This is a genomic window from Streptomyces sp. NBC_01016 (assembly GCF_026341035.1).
GTDB lineage: Bacteria > Actinomycetota > Actinomycetes > Streptomycetales > Streptomycetaceae > Streptomyces.
This window is the reverse complement of the sequence record NZ_JAPEOQ010000001.1, coordinates 2,226,449-2,245,517: the sequence shown is the minus strand read 5'-3', so window position 1 is coordinate 2,245,517 and position 19,069 is coordinate 2,226,449. Positions and strand designations below refer to the sequence as shown.

Genomic DNA, 19,069 nt, shown 5'->3' with positions numbered 1-19,069 from the left:
TACGCACGATGCGTACGGGGGCTTCGCTGTGGTCCGGCGCTCTCAGGAGCCCGGGGCGGTCAGGAACTCAGGGCGGTCAGGAGCCCTGGATCACCTGTGTCACGCCGTTGATGATCTGCTGCACCGCGATCGCGGAGAGCATCATGCCCGCGAGCCGGGTCACCAGGACCACGCCGCCGTCCTTGATGACACGGATGATGACCAGCGAGTAGCGCATCACCAGCCACAGCACCACGTGGATCGCGATGATCGCGGACCAGACGGAGACCTGGTCGCCCACCGAGTCCGCGTCCTGCACGGCGAGGATCACGGAGACGATCGCGCCGGGCCCGGCGAGCAGCGGCATGCCGAGCGGCACGAGGGCGACGTTCACGTCCTTGGTCTGCTTGGGCTCGTCCGTCTTGCCGGTCAGCAGATCGAGCGCGATCAGGAGCAGCAGCAGACCGCCCGCGATCATCAGGGCCGGGACGGAGACGTGCAGATAGGCCAGGATCTGGTTGCCCAGAACGCCGAACACGGCGATGACGCCGAAGGCCACGCAGACCGCCTGGAAGGCCATGCGCTTCTGGACCTTGGCGGGGCGGCCCGCGGTGAGGGCGAGGAAGATCGGGGTGATTCCGGGGGGATCCATAATCACAAAAAGCGTGAGAAAAAGGGATCCGAAAACGGCAGCGTCGAACACGGTGGGGTGCCTTGCGAGAGTGGTGCGGAAGGGTGGGTCGAGGTGCGTACGGGGCGCGTCAGGCGCCGCGTCCGCCGGCGCCCGGCACCGGGAAGGCGCCCGTCGCGCGCCGCGTGATCTCCCCGTAGACCTCGGGGTCGGTGGTGTACTCGCCGAGCACGCACGTCTTGCGGCTGCCGTGATAGTCCGAGGACCCGGTGACCAGCAGGCCGACGTCGGCGGCAAGGCCGCGGAGGCGGTCGCGGGTCGCGGCGTCGTGGTCCATGTGATCGACCTCTATGCCGTCGAGCCCGGCCTCCGCCAGCTTCGCGATCGACGCCTCGGGAACGGTGTGACCCCGCTTGGCGGCGCCCGGGTGCGCGAAGACGGTGACCCCGCCCGCGGCCTTGACCAGGCGGATCGCCTCGAAGGGATCGGTCTCGTGCTTGTCGACGTACGCGCGCCCGTCGTTGGCCAGCCAGTTCTCGGTGAACGCGTCGGAGACCGTCGGTACGAGACCGAGCTCGACCAGCGCCGTGGCGATGTGCGGGCGGCCGACCGAACCGTCTCCGGCGATCCGGGCGACCTGCTCCCAGGTTACCGGAACGCCCAGCTCGTTCAGCTTGGCGATCATGCCCTTGGCGCGCGGCACCCGGTCGTCGCGGACCAGCTCGCGCTCGGCGAGCAGGGCCGGCTCCTCGGGGTCGAAGAGGTACGCCAGCATGTGCATGCTCACGCCGTCGAGGCGGCAGGAGAGCTCGGCACCGGTGACGAGGGTCAGCCCCGTCGAAGGGCCGTCGGCCGACAGGCCGTTGAGCGCGGCGATCGCCTCGGCGTGCCCGCGGGTGGTGTCGTGATCGGTGAGCGCGACGACGTCCAGGCCGGACGCGGCGGCGTTCCGCACGAGTTCGGCCGGGCTGTCCGTGCCGTCGGAGGCAGTGGAGTGGGTGTGCAGATCGATGCGCACGGCTGCGTACTCCAGGCTCGACGGGCTGACGGGGACCGCTCAAGGATAACGGGGATTTCCAGCACCCCCGTCACCACCGAACCGGGCACGGAACCCTTACCTCTCCCGCGCTCTGGGACTCACGCCATGATGCGCGGCGACAGCGCCCCGCACGGCAGCAGGTCCACCTCGGCCCCCGCGTCCCGCAGATCCGTGAGCACCAGCTCGTCGTACATCAGCATCCCCGTCTGCTCCGGCCACACGACCGCCCACAGCCACAGGCCGCGCGCCTCACCGGCGAAGACCGCCCGGTCGTCCGGGACGCCGGAGACGTGCCACATCGGGGTGGGCCGGCCCGCGGCGAGCACCTTGGCCTGCGGGGGCCCCGAGACCTCCATGTACGGGCCGGGGTCGGGGCCGTCGATCCCCGCGTAGCGCGCGCCGAGTCCGACGCCCAGCTCCTCGGCGACGAGCACCAGCTCACCGGGGCCGCCGAGCGGTCCCGGGCCCGAGCAGGCGACGGCGGTGGCACGGCCGCCGTGGCGCTCGTCCCCCGCGTTGGCCACGCCCGTGAACAGCCAGCCGACGGGCAGCGGCCAGGGCATCCAGACCGGCACCCGTGCGCGCCGCACCACGACGCTGAGCGCCTCGACACTGGGCGGGATCACGGGCTGCATCGGATGCACGGTCCCGTGCGCATCGCACTGCCAGGAGTCGGCAAAGAGTCCGGGAGCCCTGACCCGGCCACCACACTTCGGGCAACTGGGTTCGCCCCTCATAGAGCCCCACGGTCCTCCCCGTCCCGCGCCGCGTCAAGGACGATCACCCGTCCGGAGGGCAGCGCCGTGGCGTCCCGACCAGGAGAGATAGATGTAGCTTGCATTAATTAGCTGCTCTAACTTATTATGTGTATACGCCAACGATCCAGCCCTCGAAGGACTACTCGAAGGACCAGAGGAAGTCACTCGAAGGATTCGAGGGACTCAAAGGACTCGAGGGACTCAAAGGAGCAGCAGGCATGAGCCACAGCAGTACAGGGGGTCCCGCCGAAGGGGACACGTTCGACGCAGGTGCGGGCAGTCTCCTGCGTCAACCGAAGGCGGTCTGGGCGACCGCCGGGGCATCCGTCGTCGCCTTCATGGGCATCGGCCTGGTCGACCCGATCCTGCCGTCGATCGCCAAGGGCCTCGAAGCGACACCGAGCCAGGTCTCCCTGCTCTTCACCTCGTACTTCCTGATCACCGCCATCGCCATGCTGGTGACCGGGTTCGTCTCCAGCCGCATCGGCGGCAAGAAGACCCTCCTCGTCGGCCTCGCCCTCGTGGTGATCTTCGCGGCGCTCGCGGGCACGTCCGGTTCCGTCGGGGAGCTGGTCGGCTTCCGCGCGGGCTGGGGCCTCGGCAACGCGCTCTTCGTGTCGACCGCGCTGGCGGTCATCGTCGGCGCCGCCGCCGGTGGCAGCGCGGCCGCGATCCTCCTCTACGAGTCCGCGCTCGGGCTCGGCATGGCCTGTGGGCCACTCGTCGGCGCGCTGCTCGGCAACGCCAGCTGGCGCTACCCGTTCTTCGGCACCGCCGCGCTGATGGCCATCGGGTTCGTCTGCATCACCGTGTTCCTGAAGGAACAGCCGAAGCCCGCGCAGAAGACCTCGATCCTCGATCCGATCAAGGCGCTCGGCCACGGCGGCCTCGCGTCCGCGGCGATCTCGGCCTTCTTCTACAACTACACGTTCTTCACGGTGCTGGCCTTCACGCCGTTCGTGCTGAACATGACCCCGTACAAGTCGGGCGCGGTGTTCTTCGCGTGGGGTGTGCTGCTCGCACTGTTCTCGGTGATCGTCGCGCCGCGCATGCAGGCCAGGTTCGGCTCGCTCAAGGTGCTCGGCGGTTCGCTCGTGCTGCTCGCCCTGGACGTGCTCGCCCTCGGGTACGGCAACCACACCGCGGCCGTCGTCTGCACGATCCTGTCCGGCGCCTTCATCGGCGTGAACAACACCGTCTACACCGAGCTCGCGCTCGGCGTCTCGGACGCGCCGCGGCCGGTGGCGAGCGCCGGCTACAACTTCGTCCGGTGGTTCGCCGCCGCGGCCGCCCCGTTCTTCGCGCCGAAGATCGAGGAGTGGAGCAACATCCACATCCCGTTCGTGGTCGCCGCGATCACGGCGGTGCTCGGTGCGGTCGTGGTGTGGGTGCGCAGGAGCGCACTCACCCACGAGGCCGAGGAGTTGGAGCCGAAGCACGCCACCGAGGACAGTGTCTCGGTCTACGCGAACTGACCGGTTCTCAGCCCGGACCGATCCAGGCCCGGATCAGTCCAGCGGAACGGACTTGCGCAGCGGATCGCGCAGGTCCGTTCCGCTGTCCAGCCACTTCTCCTGGAGCGCGGCCGCGCCGTGCACCCGCTTCCACGCCGCCTCGTTCGGCGTCATGGGCAGCAGCGGCAGGAACCGTACGGGGTCCAGCGGATCGTCCAGGTCCAGGTCCTCGACCAGGCCGCCCGGCTCCGCGACGAGGGCCGAGGTGAACGGTGCTGCGGGCCACAGCGGTTCACCCACGTCGAGCGAGGCGCCCGGCGCCACGACGATGCCCTCGACCTGCGGGGACGCCGCGAGGACCGCGAGCGGGCGCAGCACCTTGTCGGTGTCGGCGAGGCCGGCGCGGACGGTGAGGACCAGCTCCGCGCGAGGGCCCTTGACGGGGTCGGCGAGGGCCGCCGTGGGATCGGCCATCGGGGACGCGGACATGCCGAGGGTGGCGTAGCGCACCACGTCGCCTTCTGTGAAGCGCAACACCTCGATGCGGTCGGTACCGAGGAAGGTGACCGCCGCTCGCGCGTCCGGTTCACCCAGGGTTATCCGGAGTCGCGCCTCCACCAGCGCAAGAACTTCTGCCATCCCGCGAGCATAGATCTCGCGCTCAACGGGTATGGACGGGGCCCGCTTTCGCCGGTCGGCTGATAGTCTTGGCCGCTGGTCGGGACAACACGCAGCGCGTGTCCGCCGAGGGCCCCCGCGGGCCTGTCGAGAAACCGACCCGTTTCACGTCCCCCACGGGGGACCGGCCGGAGGAGGTGGGGCTGTCATGGATCGAAGTCGACCGTGCAGTACTACCCGTTCTTCCGGCCTGTAGGGCCCAGGGCCTCATCTCACCCGCAGTCAGCTGTACACCGTGCTGGCCGCGCCTGCCGGAAGAGCACTTCGTTCCCCTGATCTCATCGACGTCCCCTCGGATGTCGCGATCTGAATCAGTCAGCGAAGCCGCCCAGCGTCGGTGCGGTGCTTCCCGCTTTGTGGACGTGCAGCATGTCCCGGTTCCCGGTTGACCAGGACGTCCTCATTCCGGGTGGTTCCACCCGACGCGCGGCGACTCCCGCCCGCGAAGGAGCCTGCCCATGTCGATGATGCGCGACCTGCGAGCCGCCGTCCGTCCCTCGCTGCGCAAGAGCGTCGCCCCGTACGCCAACGAGGCCCGCACCTCGTACGACTTCACGCGGGACGCCGCGGCCTGCTCGGCCGTCGTGGACTGCGCCGTCTACCGCGACGGGGTCCGCGTCCCGTCCTCCGAGTGCCTCACGCCCGGCGGTGCCAAGCGCCAGGTGCGGCGCGACGGCGGCTTCGCCTGGATCGGTCTGCACGAGCCGACCGAGGAGGAATTCGCCGGTATCGCCGCCGAGTTCGGGCTGCACCCGCTCGCCGTCGAGGACGCCGTCCACGCCCACCAGCGGCCCAAGCTGGAGCGTTACGACGACACGCTGTTCACCGTCTTCAAGACCATCCACTATGTCGAGCACGCCGAACTCACCGCCACCAGCGAGATCGTGGAGACCGGCGAGGTCATGTGCTTCACCGGCCGGGACTTCTTCATCACGGTCCGGCACGGCGGCCAGGGTTCGCTGCGCGCGCTGCGGCACCGGCTCCAGGACGACCCCGAGCTGCTCGCCAAGGGCCCGAGCGCCGTGCTGCACACGATCGCCGACCACGTCGTCGACGGATACCTGGCCGTGGCCGACGCGATGCAGGACGACATCGACGAGGTCGAGACCGAGGTCTTCTCGCAGCCCGGCAAGGGCTCCCCGCGCGGCTCCGACGCGGGCCGGATCTACCAACTCAAGCGTGAGGTACTGGAGTTCAAGCGGGCCGTCGCCCCGCTGCGGCGTCCGCTGCAGCTGCTCAGCGAGCGGCCGATGCGGCTGATCGACCCGGACATCCAGAAGTACTTCCGGGACGTCGCCGACCACTTGGAGCGCGTGCAGGAGCAGGTCATCGGCTTCGACGAGCTGCTGAACTCGATCCTCCAGGCCAATCTGGCGCAGGCCTCCGTCGCCCAGAACGAGGACATGCGCAAGATCACCTCGTGGGCCGCGATCATCGCCGTACCGACGATGGTGTGCGGGGTGTACGGCATGAACTTCACGTACATGCCCGAGCTGCACTGGCGGTTCGGCTATCCGATGGTGCTCGCGCTCATCGGCGGCGTCTGCTTCACGATCCACCGGACCCTGAAGCGCAACGGGTGGCTGTGAGCCTCGCGGCTACGCTGGCCGTATGACGACTGCTGAACTGCTCGACGCCGCCCTCGTCGAGGAGGCCACGAAGAAGTCCGGGCTGATCTGGGTGCGCGGGGAGCGGGGCGTGGAGCGGGCCCTGTGGCACGTGTGGCACGAGGGTGCGGCGTGCCTGGTCGGCGACGGGCCCGGCGAGCAGCCGCTGCCCGACCTCGTCGACGGCGGCTCGGCCGTTGTCACCGTGCGCAGCAAGGACAAGGGCGGGCGGCTCGTGGGCTGGCGGGCGACGGTGGTCGAGCTGGCGGCGGGTACGGAGGCGTACGACTCCGTCGTGGGCGAGCTGAAGGGCAAGCGCCTCAACGCGCCTGACGCGGAGACCATGTTGGACCGGTGGGCGCGGGAGTGCCGTGTGCTGCGGCTCGAGCCGGTGGGTGGGGCTACGGAGCCGGTGGCCGACGGGTCGCTGGCCGCGCCTCCTGTGGGGTCTCCGGCCACGACCCGGAACCCGGTTCCTGCGGGGCTGCCGAAGCTCCTCGCGCGGCGGAAGCGGCGTTGACGCCACGGGGCTCCGCCCCGGACCCCGCGCCTCAAACGCCGGCGGGGCTTGATTAACCCGGCAGCGCCTGCCCGTAGTCGACCGTTTCTGTGGACTTGGGTTCCCGGAGGGTGAAGTCGGTGCCCCAGTCGCTGAGTTGGATGGTGCCGGCTCCTCCGGCCCGCTCCAGGCGCATCGGGTACGCCCCGCCCTCCAGGGACACGTCGAGCGTGCCGCCCGCGCCCTTGTCGCCGGTCAGCTCGACCGTGCGGACGCCGCCCGCCTGGCCGCGCTCGCCCTTCGCGAGCGTGCCGTGCAGCGCGAGCAGGCCGTCGAGCAGCACGCCCTTGTCGGTGAACGTGCTCAGCCGCTGGTAGGACGAGTCGTCCTTCGGCACCCTCACGTACTTGCCGTCGAGCTTCTCCGCGGCGTTGCCCGAACCGTGCCCGTCCTTGCCGTCCTCGGAGTGCGTCCAGAAACCTGCGCCCGCCTTGAGGTACAGGTGGTCACCGACCCGCAGCAGCCCGAACGTGCCGCCGCCGGTGCTCACCGACCCCGTGCCGCCGTTGTCCTTCAGCCGCATGTCCAGCTTGTACGTCTTCTTGTTGACGACCACCGTGCCGGCGACGTGCACCGCGTTCGCGCCGCGGGCCGCCTTGACCGTACGGGACTGGATCTTGGCCGGGGTCAGCTTGCCGACCCCGTTCGTCCCCGCGTCCGGGTCCTCCTCGCTGCACGCCGCGAGGCCCACCGCGAGCCCCGTGCACAACACGCCCACCATGAGTGTCCTGCGGGTACGGCGGGTGAGGGGGCGCAGGGTCACGGGCGGACTACCTCTCGTACGGCAGCTTGGGTGTGAATTGAGGGGGGCGGCGCGCAGCGCCTCGGTTGAGGGCGGTGGTGGGAGACGGGTGGGCAGGTACGGCAGCGTACCCCCGCGATCTGCGGTTACCCGCCCGGGTCGGGTGGCCGATGCGCAAAGGCGCGGGGGGCGGGTAGCGGCTAGCCTGGGCGAGAAATTGCCTGTATATCCGGACGAATGCGAAGGAAAACGGAAGGAGGCGCGCGACGGTATGGCTGGAGGCGCTCCCCGGATCTTCGTGTCGCACCTCTCCGGCATCGCCGTCTTCGATCCGAACGGTGATCAGGTGGGCCGGGTGCGCGACCTGGTGGCGATGTTGCGCGTGAGCCGCAGACCGCCGCGGCTGCTCGGCCTCGTCGTCGAGCTGTCGACCCGGCGGCGGATCTTCCTGCCGATGACCCGGGTCACCGGGATCGAGTCGGGCCAGGTCATCACCACGGGGGTGCTCAACGTCCGGCGCTTCGAACAGCGGCCCACCGAACGCCTCGTCCTCGGCGAGATGCTCGACCGGCGCGTACGGCTCGTGGAGACCGGTGAGGAGGTCACCGTCCTCGATGTCTCCATCCAGCAGCTGCCCGCGCGCCGCGACTGGGAGATCGACCGGGTCTTCGTACGGAAGAACTCGCCGAAGCGCGGCGCCTTCCGGCGCGCCAAGGGAGAGGCGATCACCGTCGACTGGTCGGGCGTCGACGGCTTCAACCTGGAGGAGCACGGACAGGGCGCGGAGAGCCTGCTCGCCACGTTCGAGCAGCTGCGCCCCGCCGACCTCGCCAACGTGCTGCACCACCTCTCCCCCAAGCGCCGCGCGGAGGTCGCCGCGGCGCTCAGCAACGAGCGCCTGGCCGATGTCCTGGAGGAGCTCCCCGAGGACGACCAGATCGAGGTGCTCGGCAAGCTGAAGGAGGAGCGCGCCGCCGACGTCCTGGAGGAGATGGACCCGGACGACGCCGCCGACCTCCTCGGCGAACTCCCCGAGGACGACAAGGAACGCCTCCTCGACCTGATGAAGCCCAGCGAGGCGGCGGACGTGCGGCGCCTGATGGCGTACGAGGACCGGACCGCGGGCGGTCTGATGACGACCGAGCCGATCGTGCTGCGCCCCGACTCGACGGTCGCGGAGGCCCTCGCCCGCATCCGCAATCCCGACCTGTCCCCCGCGCTCGCCGCGCAGGTGTACGTGTGCCGGCCGCCGGACGAGACACCGACCGGCAAGTACCTGGGCACGATCCACTTCCAGCGGCTGCTGCGCGATCCGCCGTACACGATGGTCAGCTCGATCCTCGACGAGGACTTGCAGGCCCTGACCCCGGCGGCGCAACTGCAGGAGATCGCCGGGTTCTTCGCGACGTACGACATGGTGGCCGCGCCCGTCGTCGACGACAGCGGCTCGCTGCTCGGCGCCGTGACCGTGGACGACGTACTGGACCACATGCTTCCCGACGACTGGCGCGAACAGGAATTCCACCTGCCAGGGGAGGTGGACCATGCCGACTGAGGAACGTGAACGCGACGCCCCGCGCAGGCCGCGCATCCGGCTCGACCAGCCGCGCGCGCCGAAGCGGAAGCTGATCCCCGATTACGACCCGGAGGCCTTCGGCAGGCTCTCGGAGCGGATTGCACGCTTCTTGGGGACGGGCCGGTTCATCGTCTGGATGACGGTGCTCATCATCGTGTGGGTGGTGTGGAACATCGTCGCGCCGCCCGATCTGCGCTTCGACGAGTACCCGTTCATCTTCCTGACGCTGATGCTGTCGCTGCAGGCCTCGTACGCCGCTCCGCTGATCCTGCTCGCGCAGAACCGGCAGGACGACCGCGACCGGGTCAATCTCGAACAGGACCGCAAGCAGAACGAGCGCTCCATCGCCGACACCGAGTATCTGAGCCGCGAGATGGCGGCCCTGCGGATCGGGCTCGGCGAGGTCGCGACGCGCGACTGGATCCGCTCCGAGCTGCAAGACCTCATCAAGGAACTGGAGGAACAGCGGCAGTCCGCTCCCGGGTCCGGGGTATTCCCCGCGGAGCGCGAGCGGGGACGTGACGTAGACGACCGCTGACAGGGCTTTCCGGGTGCGGGTTACCCCGCCGTAGACTCGGGTGCATGGCTACGGAAGACGCGGTGCGCGAGGCGCTCGCGACAGTGAACGACCCCGAGATCCACCGTCCCATCACCGAGTTGGGGATGGTCAAATCGGTGGACATCGGTGCGGACGGAGTCGTCGCGGTCACCGTGTATCTGACCGTCTCTGGCTGCCCGATGCGCTCGACGATCGAGAACAACGTGCGCGAGGCCGTCGCCCGCGTCGACGGCGTGACCGATGTGCAGGTCACCCTCGACGTGATGAGCGACGAGCAGCGCAAGGAGCTGGCGACCGCGCTGCGCGGCGGCACCGCCGAGCGCGAGGTCCCGTTCGCCAAGCCGGGCTCGCTGACCCGCGTGTACGCGGTGGCCTCCGGCAAGGGCGGCGTCGGCAAGTCCTCGGTGACCGTGAACCTGGCGGCCGCGATGGCCGCCGACGGACTGAAGGTCGGCGTCGTCGACGCGGACATCTACGGGCACAGCGTCCCGCGCATGCTGGGCGCCGAGGGCAAGCCCACCCAGGTCGAAGACATGATCATGCCGCCGTCGGCGAACGGCGTGAAGGTCATCTCGATCGGCATGTTCACGCCGGGCAACGCTCCGGTCGTGTGGCGCGGACCGATGCTGCACCGCGCGCTCCAGCAGTTCCTCGCGGACGTCTACTGGGGCGACCTGGACGTGCTGCTTCTCGACCTGCCGCCGGGCACCGGCGACATCGCCATCTCGATCGCCCAGCTGGTCCCGAACGCCGAGATCCTGGTCGTCACCACGCCGCAGCAGGCCGCCGCCGAGGTCGCCGAGCGGGCCGGCTCGATCGCCGTGCAGACCCACCAGAAGATCGTCGGCGTCGTCGAGAACATGTCCGGGCTGCCCTGCCCGCACTGCGACGAGATGGTCGACGTGTTCGGCACGGGCGGCGGGAAGATCGTCGCCGAGGGCCTGACCAGGACCACGGGTGCGGAGGTGCCGGTGCTCGGCTCCATCCCCATCGACGTACGTCTGCGCGAGGGCGGCGACGAGGGCAAGCCGATCGTGCTGACCGACCCGGAGTCCCCCGCGGGCTCGGCGCTGCGCGAGATCGCGGACAAGCTCGGCGGGCGCCAGCGCGGCCTGTCGGGGATGTCCCTGGGGATCACGCCGCGCAATAAGTTCTGACGTCCTGTCCGACGCCTTGAGAGAACGGCGGGCCGCCCATTCCGGGCGGCCCGCCGTTCTCCGTCACGCGTCCGGTTCCGGATCCGGCTCCAGCGCCGTGATGTCCTTCACGACCGAGAAACCGAGCCCGTACGCACTCATGCCTCGCCCGTACGCCCCCAGGTGCACCCCGGCCTGCGTGGAGCCCGCGAGCACCCAGCCGTACTCGGACTCCCGGTAGTGGAACGGGGTCGGCACCCCGTCCACCGGCAGCGTCAGCGTCGCCCAGTCATCGGACGCGAGATCGTCCGCGAGCACCCACGCCGTCTCGGTCTGCTGCTCCAGCCAGTCGTCGCGCAGCGTGTGGTCCATCTGCACCGGCCAGGTGTACGAGAGCAGCCCGACGCCGGCGAGCCAGGCCGCCGAGGAGACCGACGTGGCCTCCAGGACGCCGGTGCCGTCGGCGGTGCGCCGTACCGGATTGGCGGCGATGGTCACCACCGCCGCGAACCGCTCGCTGTCTTCCGTGAGCTCGCTGCGTACGGAGGGCTCGTCACCGTGCCCGATCGAACCGTGCTCGACGGAACCGTCCGCCGTGGTGCCGACCTGCATCAGCCAGCGCGGTCCCGTGAAGGCCTCGTCGAGGCCGTACCACGGGAAGGGCGCCAGCAGGTAGCCGTCGACCGTGCGCCGGGCCGTGAGAGCCTCGCCGGCCCCCTCGGTGGCCGGCGCCTGCGCGCCTACCCGACTCGTCGTCTCCATGTACCCGGCCGCCTCCTCGCTCAGTTACGGACCGGCGCGGCCCGCCCCCCTCGGGCGTTCTCACGTCCGGTCCGCGCAACAAGAAGGCAGGATGCCACACCGGGTCCGCGGGGCCCGGTTTCGTCAGGCGTGGTTCAGCCGTGTTCGGGGTGGTTCGAGGGGGTTCGGATCGCGGTGGTTCAGGTCGCGTCCGCGTCGAACGGCGGCGGCTCGATGGCGGCCGGCTTCTCGGGGCGCTTCTGCATGTCGACCGCCTCGGGACGCTTCTCCATGTCCACGCGGCCGGCGCTGCCCGACCCGCTCGACGAACCGGAATCCTCCAGCTCACCGACGGTGTGCACCGCGTCGGAGACGTCGGCCATCTCCTTCTTCAGGTCGAAGCCGTTGCGAATCTCCTTGAGCCCCAGCTCGTCACTGTCCAACTGCTTGCGGATGAACGTCTTGGGATTCAGGTCCTCGAATTCGAAGTCCTTGAACTCCGGGCCGAGTTCGTCGCGAATGTCCTGCTTCGCACTGTCCGAGAACTCTCGGATCTTGCGGATGGTGCGTGAAACGTCCTGAATGACCTTCGGGAGTTTGTCGGGGCCGAATACGAGAACGGCCAGCACGACGATCGTCACGACCTCCAGCGGGCCAATATCGTTGAACACCTTGCACTCCTAGCGTGTCCTCGGCCCGCGGTCGAACAAGCAGCAGGTCTTTGGCAGGGTCCGGCAGCGGACCCGGTCCACGGTACCCGGCCCACCTGTCCATTCGGTAGCCACCGGGGAACCTCCAGGATCGCGCATCCCGCGCCATGACCGGTCAAGAGTCGGTCAGCCGCCGGTCAGGGGACGGTCAGGGATCGGCCGGAATCCGCTCAGCCGCCGTCGGCGGAACCGAGAACGAGCGACATCTCCCGTCCCTTTCCGCCCCGTTCGACCGTGAGGACCAGTTTGTCCTTGGGGCGGTGGGTGCGGATCTTGACGATCAACTCCTCGCCGGAGTGCACGCGGACGCCGTCGACCTCGGTGATCACATCGCCCGGCTCGATCCCCGCCTTGGCACCCGGGCCGTCCGGACTGACGGCCGAGCCGCCGCTGTTGCCCTTCGAGCCGACGCGGGCGCCGTCGCCCGAGTAGTCCATGTCGAGGGTGACCCCGATCACCGGATGCGTCGCCCGCCCGGCGTTGATCAACTCCTCCGCCACGCGTTTCGCCTGGTTGACCGGGATCGCGAAGCCGAGGCCGATGGAGCCCGACTGCCCCTCGGGCAGCTCCGAACCTCCGGTGTCGGCCGACCGGATCGCGCTGTTGATGCCGATGACGCGGGCCTTCGCGTCGACCAGCGGGCCGCCCGAGTTGCCGGGGTTGATGGGCGCGTCGGTCTGCAGCGCGTCCACGTAGCTGACGTCGCTCCCGTCGCCCTTCTCGCCGCCCGCCGTGATCGGCCGGCCCTTGGCGCTGATGATGCCGGAGGTGACCGTGTTCGCCAGGTCGAAGGGGGCGCCGACGGCTACGACGGGGTCGCCCACCTGCACGTTCTCGGAGTTGCCGAGCGGCAGCGGCTTGAGCCCGCGCACCCCGGACACCTTGATCACGGCGAGGTCGTAGCCGCTGTCGTGCCCGACCAGCTTGGCCCGGGCGCTCTCGCCGCTGGAGAACGTGACCGATATCTCACCGTCGGAGTCGGCCGACGACACGACGTGGTTGTTCGTGAGGATGTGCCCTTGGCCGTCGAGTACGAGACCCGTGCCGGTGCCCTCCTCCGACGAACCCGCGGTGTGGATGGTGACGACGCCGGGCAGGGTGCGCGCCGCGATGCCGGCCACGCTGTCGGGGTCCCGGTGCTTGGACTCGGCGTCGGCCTGCGGCAGTTGAATGCTCGCCCCGACACCGGTCCGCTCCATGTACGACCCGATCGCCCCACCGATGCCTCCGGCGACCAAGGCGATCACCACACCCCCCACCACGAGCCTCCGCCTCCGCGGCACCCGCACAACGCCCTCCCCGGGCCGGGGATCCGCCTGCTGCCAGGGGCTGTGGTGGGCAGGTGCCGGCATCTGCACCGGAACATGAGCCGCGCCAGCCGCATCAAGCCCCTGCGGCGGGTGGGAAAAATCTAGCCCCTGCGGCGATTGAGCAGCGGGGTCCGGGGCAGAGCCCCGCGACGTGGGATCGACCCCGCCCAAACCCGCGGCACCGGCCGACCCCGAATCCACCCCACCGCCGGAGGCCACGTCACCCTCGCCCATCTCCGCCGCTCTCCCCAAGCCTGGCCCACGGCACCGCACCGCCGACTCCCACGCGCGCGACCCGGATCAGCACCCGACGCACCGCCTCACCTGGATTCAACCAGGTTCGACGGCGCGGGCGCAGAGAGTGTCAGCGCAGCGACGAAGGACGGGACGACGCGGTCGGCGACGACGCCGAAGCGGCGGTGAGCCCGGACCCTGCCGCCCCGAAGGAGGTGCCGTCGGACGAGAACGAGGGCGCGACGGTGGGCCGCGGCGCGTACGAGACCGCGACAGCGGGGGCGGGGGCGGCGGGACGTATGAGAGGCGACATACGGGCCGCACCGGCCAGCAGCGGCGTCGAGAACGGATAGCCCGCACTCTCCGCGTGGCCCCCGCCGGGCAGCAGCGGCGCACCCGCCTCGGTCGGCGAGACGGGCGCCGCGAGGGCGCCCCCGCGCTGGCCGAGCGGCGAGGGGTTCGTCCGGCGGCGCTGCGTGTCCGATGCCGAGGCGGCACCGGCCGACTGGCTGCGCTGCGGCGTGACATTGCTGCCGGAGCCGCCACCGCGCGCGTCGGTGTTGTCGATCGGGGACGCGGTCGTGACCCCGCCGAGCGCGATCGCGGCGAGCGACACCGCGCCGGCCGCGGCGAACGCGAAGCGGCGGGACCGCGAGCCCCGGTCGCTCTCGTGCCGGTCGGGACGGGTCACTTCGTGAATACGGAAGCCGCGCTGGTCGCTGGGGAGGACGGCGGCGTGCGCGCCGGACGGCGCGTAGCCGAAGGGCTCCGCGTCTACGTCGAAGACTCCTTGGCCGAAGCCCCGGATCCCGCCGAGGGGTCGGCCGCTGCCGAATCCCCCTCCCCCGAACGGTGGTGAGCCACCGTCGGCATCACCTCCCGCGGGCAGCCCCTGGAGGCGGGCGAGGAAGCTCTCGGAGGGCGGCGGCGGGGCCGCCTGCGCGAAGGCGCTCTTGAGGCGGCGCTGGGCGTCGGCCTCGGCCTTGCATTTGGTACAGGTCGCCAGGTGCGCGAGGACGCGCTCACGGGCATCGTGGTCCAACTCGCCGTCGACCAGGGCGGCCAGCCTGTCCCCCAGGTGTTCGTCGGCCGCGGTCTGTTGGCGTTCGGCAGGATTGAGACGTGATCCACTCACGCGGTCGCGCCCCCTCCTCCGAGGACGGGGAAGGCCCCCGTGGACGCGAGCGTGCGGCGCTCCTTGCGGGCCTCGGGCGAGCGGTGCTGCAGCGCCTTGCGCAGCTGCGAGCGGCCGCGGTGGATACGGCTGCGGACCGTACCCAGCTTCACGCCGAGGGTCGCGGCGATCTCCTCGTAGGAGAGGCCCTCGATGTCGCACAGGACGACGGCGGCGCGGAACTCGGGCGCGAGGGTGTCCAGCGCCTGCTGGACATCGGCGTCGAAGTGCGCGTCGTTGAACACCTGCTGCGGTGACGGTTCTCTGCTGGGCAGCCGCTCGGCGGCGTCGTCACCCAGAGCGTCGAAGCGGATGCGCTGCTTGCGACGGACCATGTCGAGGAAAAGGTTCGTGGTGATGCGGTGCAGCCAGCCCTCGAAGGTGCCGGGCGTGTACGTCGAGAGCGAACGGAAGACACGGACGAAGACCTCCTGCGTGAGGTCCTCTGCGTCGTGCTGGTTCCCCGTCAGGCGGTACGCGAGACGGTAGACGCGGCCACTGTGCGTGCTGACGATCTCCTCCCACGAGGGGGGAGTCCACGCCTGCGATTCCGCATCGGCGGCAAAGGTCGCGGTCTGCGCGGAGTCAACGGTGCGGATTCGGTCAGCGGTGTTGGTCACGGATTTCGGCTCACCCGCCGACCTGAGAAGACGTCGAAGCCGTCCCCTCCGATCCACAGGCGCAGCCGCACCTCCCCTGTCGGCTCTGGTGGTGTCCAGTGGAGCACCTACCATAACCACTCCGTCCGTTAGCTCCGGATAAGCGTTTTTACTCAGATTTGCCAGTCGGTCCTCGACCGCCGCCCGCACGGCTGCCGCCATCGCGTTCTCCCCCGCAGTTCCCCTTGTCCAGCCTGCTCTTTCCCCCTGCCACTTCAAACGCGCGGTCCCATCTGCGAGTTCCCGCCGCCAACGGATAAAGTCACGCGCAGGCATCCACGGGGACGGGAGAGGGCCATTACCGGCAACCGGCAGACGAGTTGGGCGTTCGCCGACGCCTTTGTCGCCGAGGACGACGCGACTCACTGGGCTCGTGACCGGGCCCGCGAGGCAGGGCTGTACCCGGTGTCCCCCGGCGCGGGCGCGACGTTGGGGATGCTCGCTGCCACGGTAGGGGCGAAGGCCGTCGCCGAGATCGGTACGGGCACGGGCGTGTCAGGGATCCACTTGCTGCACGGGATGCGGCCCGACGGCGTCCTCACGACGGTCGATCCCGAACCGGAGCGGCAGCAGTTCGCACGTCAGGCGTTCCGCGCGTCCGGCTTCGCCACCAACCGGGCCCGGTTCATCCCCGGCCGCGCCCTGGAGGTGCTGCCCCGGCTCGCCGACAGCGGGTACGACCTGGTCTTCTGCGATGGTGACCGGCTGGAGTGCCTCGACTACCTCGCTGAATCGTTGCGCCTGCTCCGACCCGGTGGCCTGGTCGTCTTCCAGGGGGTCCTCGCCGAGGGGCGGACCGTCGACGCGGGGCCGCAGCCGGTGGAAGTGCTGCGCCAGCGCGAGTTGCTGCGGGCCGTGCGGGAGAGCCCCGAGCTGGTGGCTTCGGTGCTGCCGGTCGGCGACGGGCTGCTCTGCGCCGTCAAACGCTGAGTCGGGCAAGGCGGCGGCACCCGGTCCCACCTGCCACTACACACACGACTGCCCCGGCATCAAATGTGTGCCGGGGCAGTCGAAAAGGTATGGTCGCTCGCGCGTCAGCTGACGGCCGGTCCAGCCCCACCTCTGGGGAATGGACGCGGACGCAGAAGGTGTCAGCCCACTACCTTCTTCAGTTCGTCACCGAGGGCACTGGCCTCGTCCGGCGTCAGCTCAACCACGAGCCGACCGCCGCCTTCGAGCGGAACGCGCATGACGATGCCCCGCCCCTCCTTTGTCACCTCGAGCGGGCCGTCACCCGTCCGCGGCTTCATGGCCGCCATGCTCGTTCCCCTTCCTGAAACCAGCTCATCGTCAGCCGACGGCCCTCTGGGTGGGCACACGTCACCGGCATCGAACACATTGCTTCCAGGCCATTATCCCGCATCGCGGGACCCGATGACCAACATCGGTCGGCATCGCTTGCGCAACGCGCTTGACCAAAACCACTCAATTCGGGGATCCGACTGCGATACTGCGCCATCTTCGGACCCAAGCCGACGCGAATTCGTTAGACGCAGGTCACATGCCGAGGGCGTTCCATGGGTCGTGATCTACGTCATGCTGAGCACGGACGACTGAGCGACCGCATAGGAGGAGTCCCATGGCCGACACCGTGCTCTACGAGGTGAGCGACGGGCTCGCGACGATCACGCTGAACCGCCCCGAGGCGATGAACGCGATGAACACCGAGGCCAAGGTCGCCCTCCGCGACGCGGTGCAGTCGGCCGCCGCCGACGAAACGGTCCGGGCGGTGCTGCTGACGGCGGCCGGCGACCGGGCGTTTTGCGTGGGTCAGGACCTCAAGGAACACGTCGGCTCGCTGCTGGCGGACCGGGAGTCCGGCGAGGGCCGCACCATGAACACGGTGCGCGAGCACTACAACCCGATCGTGCGGGCCCTGACCCAGATGCCGAAGCCCGTAGTGGCCGCGGTGAACGGCGTGGCGGCCGGCGCCGGATTCGGGTTCGCGCTCTGTGCGGACTACCGGATCGTGGCGGACAGCGCGTCGTTCAACACCTCGTTCGCGGGCGTGGCGCTCACCGCCGACTCCGGGGTCTCCTGGACGCTGCCGCGCCTGATCGGCCCCGGCCGCGCGGCCGACCTGCTGCTCTTCCCGCGCTCCCTGAAGGCGCAGGAGGCGTACGAGCTGGGGATCGCGAACCGGCTCGTGCCCGCCGCCGAACTCGCCGAAGAGGCCCGGAAGCTGGCGCGCACGCTCGCCGAGGGGCCGACCGTCGCCTACGCGGCACTGAAGGAGTCCCTCGCCTTCGCCGGGGACCACTCCCTCGACGAGGCGCTCGACAAGGAGGACGAGCTGCAGACCCGGGCCGGCGCCTCCGAGGACCACACCATCGCGGTGCAGGCCTTCATCGCGAAGGAGCGGCCGAAGTACCTGGGGCGCTGACCCGGCTCACACCGCCCTCACGCCGCCGTACGCGCGCGGGACACGCAGTCCACCAAGTGGTCGTTGACCAGGCCGCAGGCCTGCATCAGCGCGTACGCCGTCGTCGGGCCGACGAAGCGCAGGCCGCGCTTCTTCAGCTCCTTGGAGAGCGCCTTCGACTCGTCGGTGATCGCCGCCACGTCGCCGAGCACCTTCGGGGCCGGGCGGGTGACGGCGTCCGGCGCGTACGACCAGATCAGCTTGTCCAGGTCGCCGGGCGACCAGTCCACGAGCACGCGCGCGTTGGCCAGCGTCGCGTCGATCTTGGCCCGGTTGCGGATGATGCCGACGTCGGCGAGCAGGCGCTCGCGGTCGGCGTCCGTGAAGGCCGCCACGTCCGCGATCTTGAAACCGGAGAACGCCGCGCGGAAGCCCTCGCGGCGCCTGAGGATCGTGATCCAGGACAGGCCGGACTGGAACGCCTCCAGGGAGAGGCGCTCGAACAGCGCGTCGTCGCCGTGGACCGGGCGGCCCCACTCCTCGTCGTGGTACGCGATGTAGTCCTCGGTCGAAAGACCCCAGGGGCAGCGCGGCTTTCCGTCCGGTCCTGGGACGGCGCCTCCTGTCGGCTCGCTCACCGGAACCCCTCCCCCGTCTCGTATCCGAACCCGTACTCACCAGGTGGCGCGTAGCCCGTGTCCGGGCCCCGCTCGGTCGGCTGCGGTCCTGCCCGGGTGTGGGCCGAGGTGAGGGCGGCCTCCAGCTCCGTGATGCGCGCGTCCCGCTCGGCCAGTTCGGCCCCCAGGCGGTTCAGCGCGTCGTCCACCTCCGCCATGCGGTAGCCGCGCACCGCCGTGGGCAGCCGGAGCGCCTCAAGGTCGGCGGGGTCCAGGGGGCGGTCGGGCGGCAGCGGGTCCGCGTAGAACTGGGACGGCTCGTCGCGCAGCGTGCCGCTGTCGCCGCCGCCGATGACCGCGAACGTCACCGCCGCGATCACCACGACCAGCGCGGCGACCAGAAACAAGAACATGACCATGTCTGCCGTCCCCTGGGTTCGACCGGGCCGTGCGGCCCTCAACCGTCAGGCTTCGATCGTGCCATGCCGCACTGACAGTTAAGGTCACAGACGACGTTCAACCGGTCAGGAGAAGGAGAGTCACA

General features: G+C 70.1%; 21 protein-coding genes. 8 read left to right on the top strand and 13 right to left on the bottom strand.

Going from position 1 to position 19,069, the window contains the following annotated elements; all coding sequences use genetic code 11:
• Window positions 1-76 precede the first annotated feature (76 nt).
• The 3 genes from OG746_RS10600 to OG746_RS10590 all read right to left on the bottom strand — a co-directional run bounded on the left by OG746_RS10600 (window position 77) and on the right by OG746_RS10590 (window position 2,386).
• Window positions 77-682, bottom strand: a complete 606-nt coding sequence (locus OG746_RS10600) for a MarC family protein (protein ID WP_266713798.1) — start codon at window positions 680-682, stop codon at window positions 77-79.
• A 58-nt stretch (window positions 683-740) separates the two neighbouring features.
• The gene (locus tag OG746_RS10595) at window positions 741-1,628 is read right to left on the bottom strand and encodes a PHP domain-containing protein (protein WP_266713796.1); all 888 of its coding nucleotides are present in this window, start codon (window positions 1,626-1,628) and stop codon (window positions 741-743) included.
• Window positions 1,629-1,747: 119 nt separating this feature from the next.
• Window positions 1,748-2,386: a DUF6758 family protein gene (locus tag OG746_RS10590; RefSeq protein WP_266713794.1), complete on the bottom strand. Its 639-nt coding sequence runs from the start codon at window positions 2,384-2,386 to the stop codon at window positions 1,748-1,750.
• 239 nt (window positions 2,387-2,625) lie between these two features.
• On the opposite strand from OG746_RS10590, the gene OG746_RS10585 reads away from it, so the two are divergent.
• Window positions 2,626-3,882, top strand: coding sequence for an MFS transporter (locus tag OG746_RS10585; RefSeq protein ID WP_266713792.1), 1,257 nt, complete (start codon window positions 2,626-2,628; stop codon window positions 3,880-3,882).
• A gap of 33 nt (window positions 3,883-3,915) precedes the next feature.
• Here OG746_RS10585 and OG746_RS10580 read toward each other — a convergent pair whose 3' ends face one another.
• Entirely contained in the window at window positions 3,916-4,500 is a 585-nt protein-coding gene (locus OG746_RS10580) for a suppressor of fused domain protein (RefSeq protein WP_266713790.1), read from the bottom strand.
• Between the two features lie 497 nt (window positions 4,501-4,997).
• Here OG746_RS10580 and OG746_RS10575 point away from each other — a divergent pair, with 497 nt between their 5' ends.
• Both OG746_RS10575 and OG746_RS10570 read left to right on the top strand, forming a co-directional pair.
• Window positions 4,998-6,128, top strand: coding sequence for a magnesium and cobalt transport protein CorA (locus tag OG746_RS10575; RefSeq protein ID WP_266713788.1), 1,131 nt, complete (start codon window positions 4,998-5,000; stop codon window positions 6,126-6,128).
• 22 nt (window positions 6,129-6,150) lie between these two features.
• Window positions 6,151-6,666, top strand: coding sequence for a hypothetical protein (locus OG746_RS10570; RefSeq protein WP_266713786.1), 516 nt, complete (start codon window positions 6,151-6,153; stop codon window positions 6,664-6,666).
• Between the two features lie 52 nt (window positions 6,667-6,718).
• On the opposite strand, the gene OG746_RS10565 is transcribed toward OG746_RS10570, so the two are convergent.
• On the bottom strand, window positions 6,719-7,426 hold the full coding sequence (locus OG746_RS10565) for a hypothetical protein (RefSeq protein ID WP_266718840.1): 708 nt from the start codon (window positions 7,424-7,426) through the stop codon (window positions 6,719-6,721).
• A gap of 292 nt (window positions 7,427-7,718) precedes the next feature.
• Here OG746_RS10565 and OG746_RS10560 point away from each other — a divergent pair, with 292 nt between their 5' ends.
• Genes OG746_RS10560 through OG746_RS10550 form a run of 3 tightly spaced genes read left to right on the top strand, consistent with a single transcriptional unit; the run spans window position 7,719 to window position 10,739 of the window.
• On the top strand, window positions 7,719-9,002 hold the full coding sequence (locus OG746_RS10560) for a magnesium transporter MgtE N-terminal domain-containing protein (RefSeq protein WP_266713784.1): 1,284 nt from the start codon (window positions 7,719-7,721) through the stop codon (window positions 9,000-9,002).
• Window positions 8,992-9,561 (top strand): DUF1003 domain-containing protein, encoded by a 570-nt coding sequence (locus OG746_RS10555; RefSeq protein WP_266713782.1) that lies wholly within the window; start codon window positions 8,992-8,994, stop codon window positions 9,559-9,561. The genes OG746_RS10560 and OG746_RS10555 overlap by 11 nt, the downstream gene beginning before the upstream one ends.
• Before the next feature lie 44 nt (window positions 9,562-9,605).
• The gene (locus OG746_RS10550) at window positions 9,606-10,739 is read left to right on the top strand and encodes an Mrp/NBP35 family ATP-binding protein (protein ID WP_266713780.1); all 1,134 of its coding nucleotides are present in this window, start codon (window positions 9,606-9,608) and stop codon (window positions 10,737-10,739) included.
• A gap of 63 nt (window positions 10,740-10,802) precedes the next feature.
• On the opposite strand, the gene OG746_RS10545 is transcribed toward OG746_RS10550, so the two are convergent.
• The 5 genes from OG746_RS10545 to sigE form a co-directional block, all read right to left on the bottom strand.
• Window positions 10,803-11,480, bottom strand: a complete 678-nt coding sequence (locus tag OG746_RS10545; protein WP_266713778.1) for a hypothetical protein — start codon at window positions 11,478-11,480, stop codon at window positions 10,803-10,805.
• A 179-nt stretch (window positions 11,481-11,659) separates the two neighbouring features.
• Window positions 11,660-12,130: a sec-independent translocase gene (locus OG746_RS10540; protein ID WP_266713776.1), complete on the bottom strand. Its 471-nt coding sequence runs from the start codon at window positions 12,128-12,130 to the stop codon at window positions 11,660-11,662.
• A 209-nt stretch (window positions 12,131-12,339) separates the two neighbouring features.
• Window positions 12,340-13,752, bottom strand: coding sequence for a S1C family serine protease (locus tag OG746_RS10535; RefSeq protein WP_524540391.1), 1,413 nt, complete (start codon window positions 13,750-13,752; stop codon window positions 12,340-12,342).
• 91 nt (window positions 13,753-13,843) lie between these two features.
• Entirely contained in the window at window positions 13,844-14,848 is a 1,005-nt protein-coding gene (locus OG746_RS10530; protein ID WP_266713774.1) for an anti-sigma factor family protein, read from the bottom strand.
• Window positions 14,845-15,621 (bottom strand): RNA polymerase sigma factor SigE, encoded by a 777-nt coding sequence (gene sigE, locus OG746_RS10525; protein WP_266713772.1) that lies wholly within the window; start codon window positions 15,619-15,621, stop codon window positions 14,845-14,847. Before sigE ends, OG746_RS10530 begins: the two co-directional genes overlap by 4 nt.
• Window positions 15,622-15,777: 156 nt before the next feature.
• Here sigE and OG746_RS10520 point away from each other — a divergent pair, with 156 nt between their 5' ends.
• A complete protein-coding gene (locus tag OG746_RS10520) occupies window positions 15,778-16,476 on the top strand; it encodes an O-methyltransferase (protein ID WP_266718838.1) in 699 nt (232 codons plus the stop codon).
• 161 nt (window positions 16,477-16,637) lie between these two features.
• On the opposite strand, the gene OG746_RS10515 is transcribed toward OG746_RS10520, so the two are convergent.
• The gene (locus OG746_RS10515) at window positions 16,638-16,805 is read right to left on the bottom strand and encodes a DUF3117 domain-containing protein (protein WP_266713770.1); all 168 of its coding nucleotides are present in this window, start codon (window positions 16,803-16,805) and stop codon (window positions 16,638-16,640) included.
• 320 nt (window positions 16,806-17,125) lie between these two features.
• Between OG746_RS10515 and chcB the strand changes: the two genes are divergently transcribed.
• Window positions 17,126-17,929 (top strand): 2-cyclohexenylcarbonyl CoA isomerase, encoded by an 804-nt coding sequence (chcB, locus tag OG746_RS10510; RefSeq protein WP_266713768.1) that lies wholly within the window; start codon window positions 17,126-17,128, stop codon window positions 17,927-17,929.
• A 17-nt stretch (window positions 17,930-17,946) separates the two neighbouring features.
• Here the strand turns inward: chcB and OG746_RS10505 are convergent, their stop codons facing one another.
• Together OG746_RS10505 and OG746_RS10500 are read right to left on the bottom strand one after the other, a co-directional pair.
• Window positions 17,947-18,546, bottom strand: coding sequence for a DNA-3-methyladenine glycosylase I (locus tag OG746_RS10505; RefSeq protein WP_266713766.1), 600 nt, complete (start codon window positions 18,544-18,546; stop codon window positions 17,947-17,949).
• Window positions 18,543-18,944: a DivIVA domain-containing protein gene (locus OG746_RS10500; RefSeq protein WP_266713764.1), complete on the bottom strand. Its 402-nt coding sequence runs from the start codon at window positions 18,942-18,944 to the stop codon at window positions 18,543-18,545. The genes OG746_RS10505 and OG746_RS10500 overlap by 4 nt, the downstream gene beginning before the upstream one ends.
• Between the last annotated feature and the right edge of the window lie 125 nt (window positions 18,945-19,069).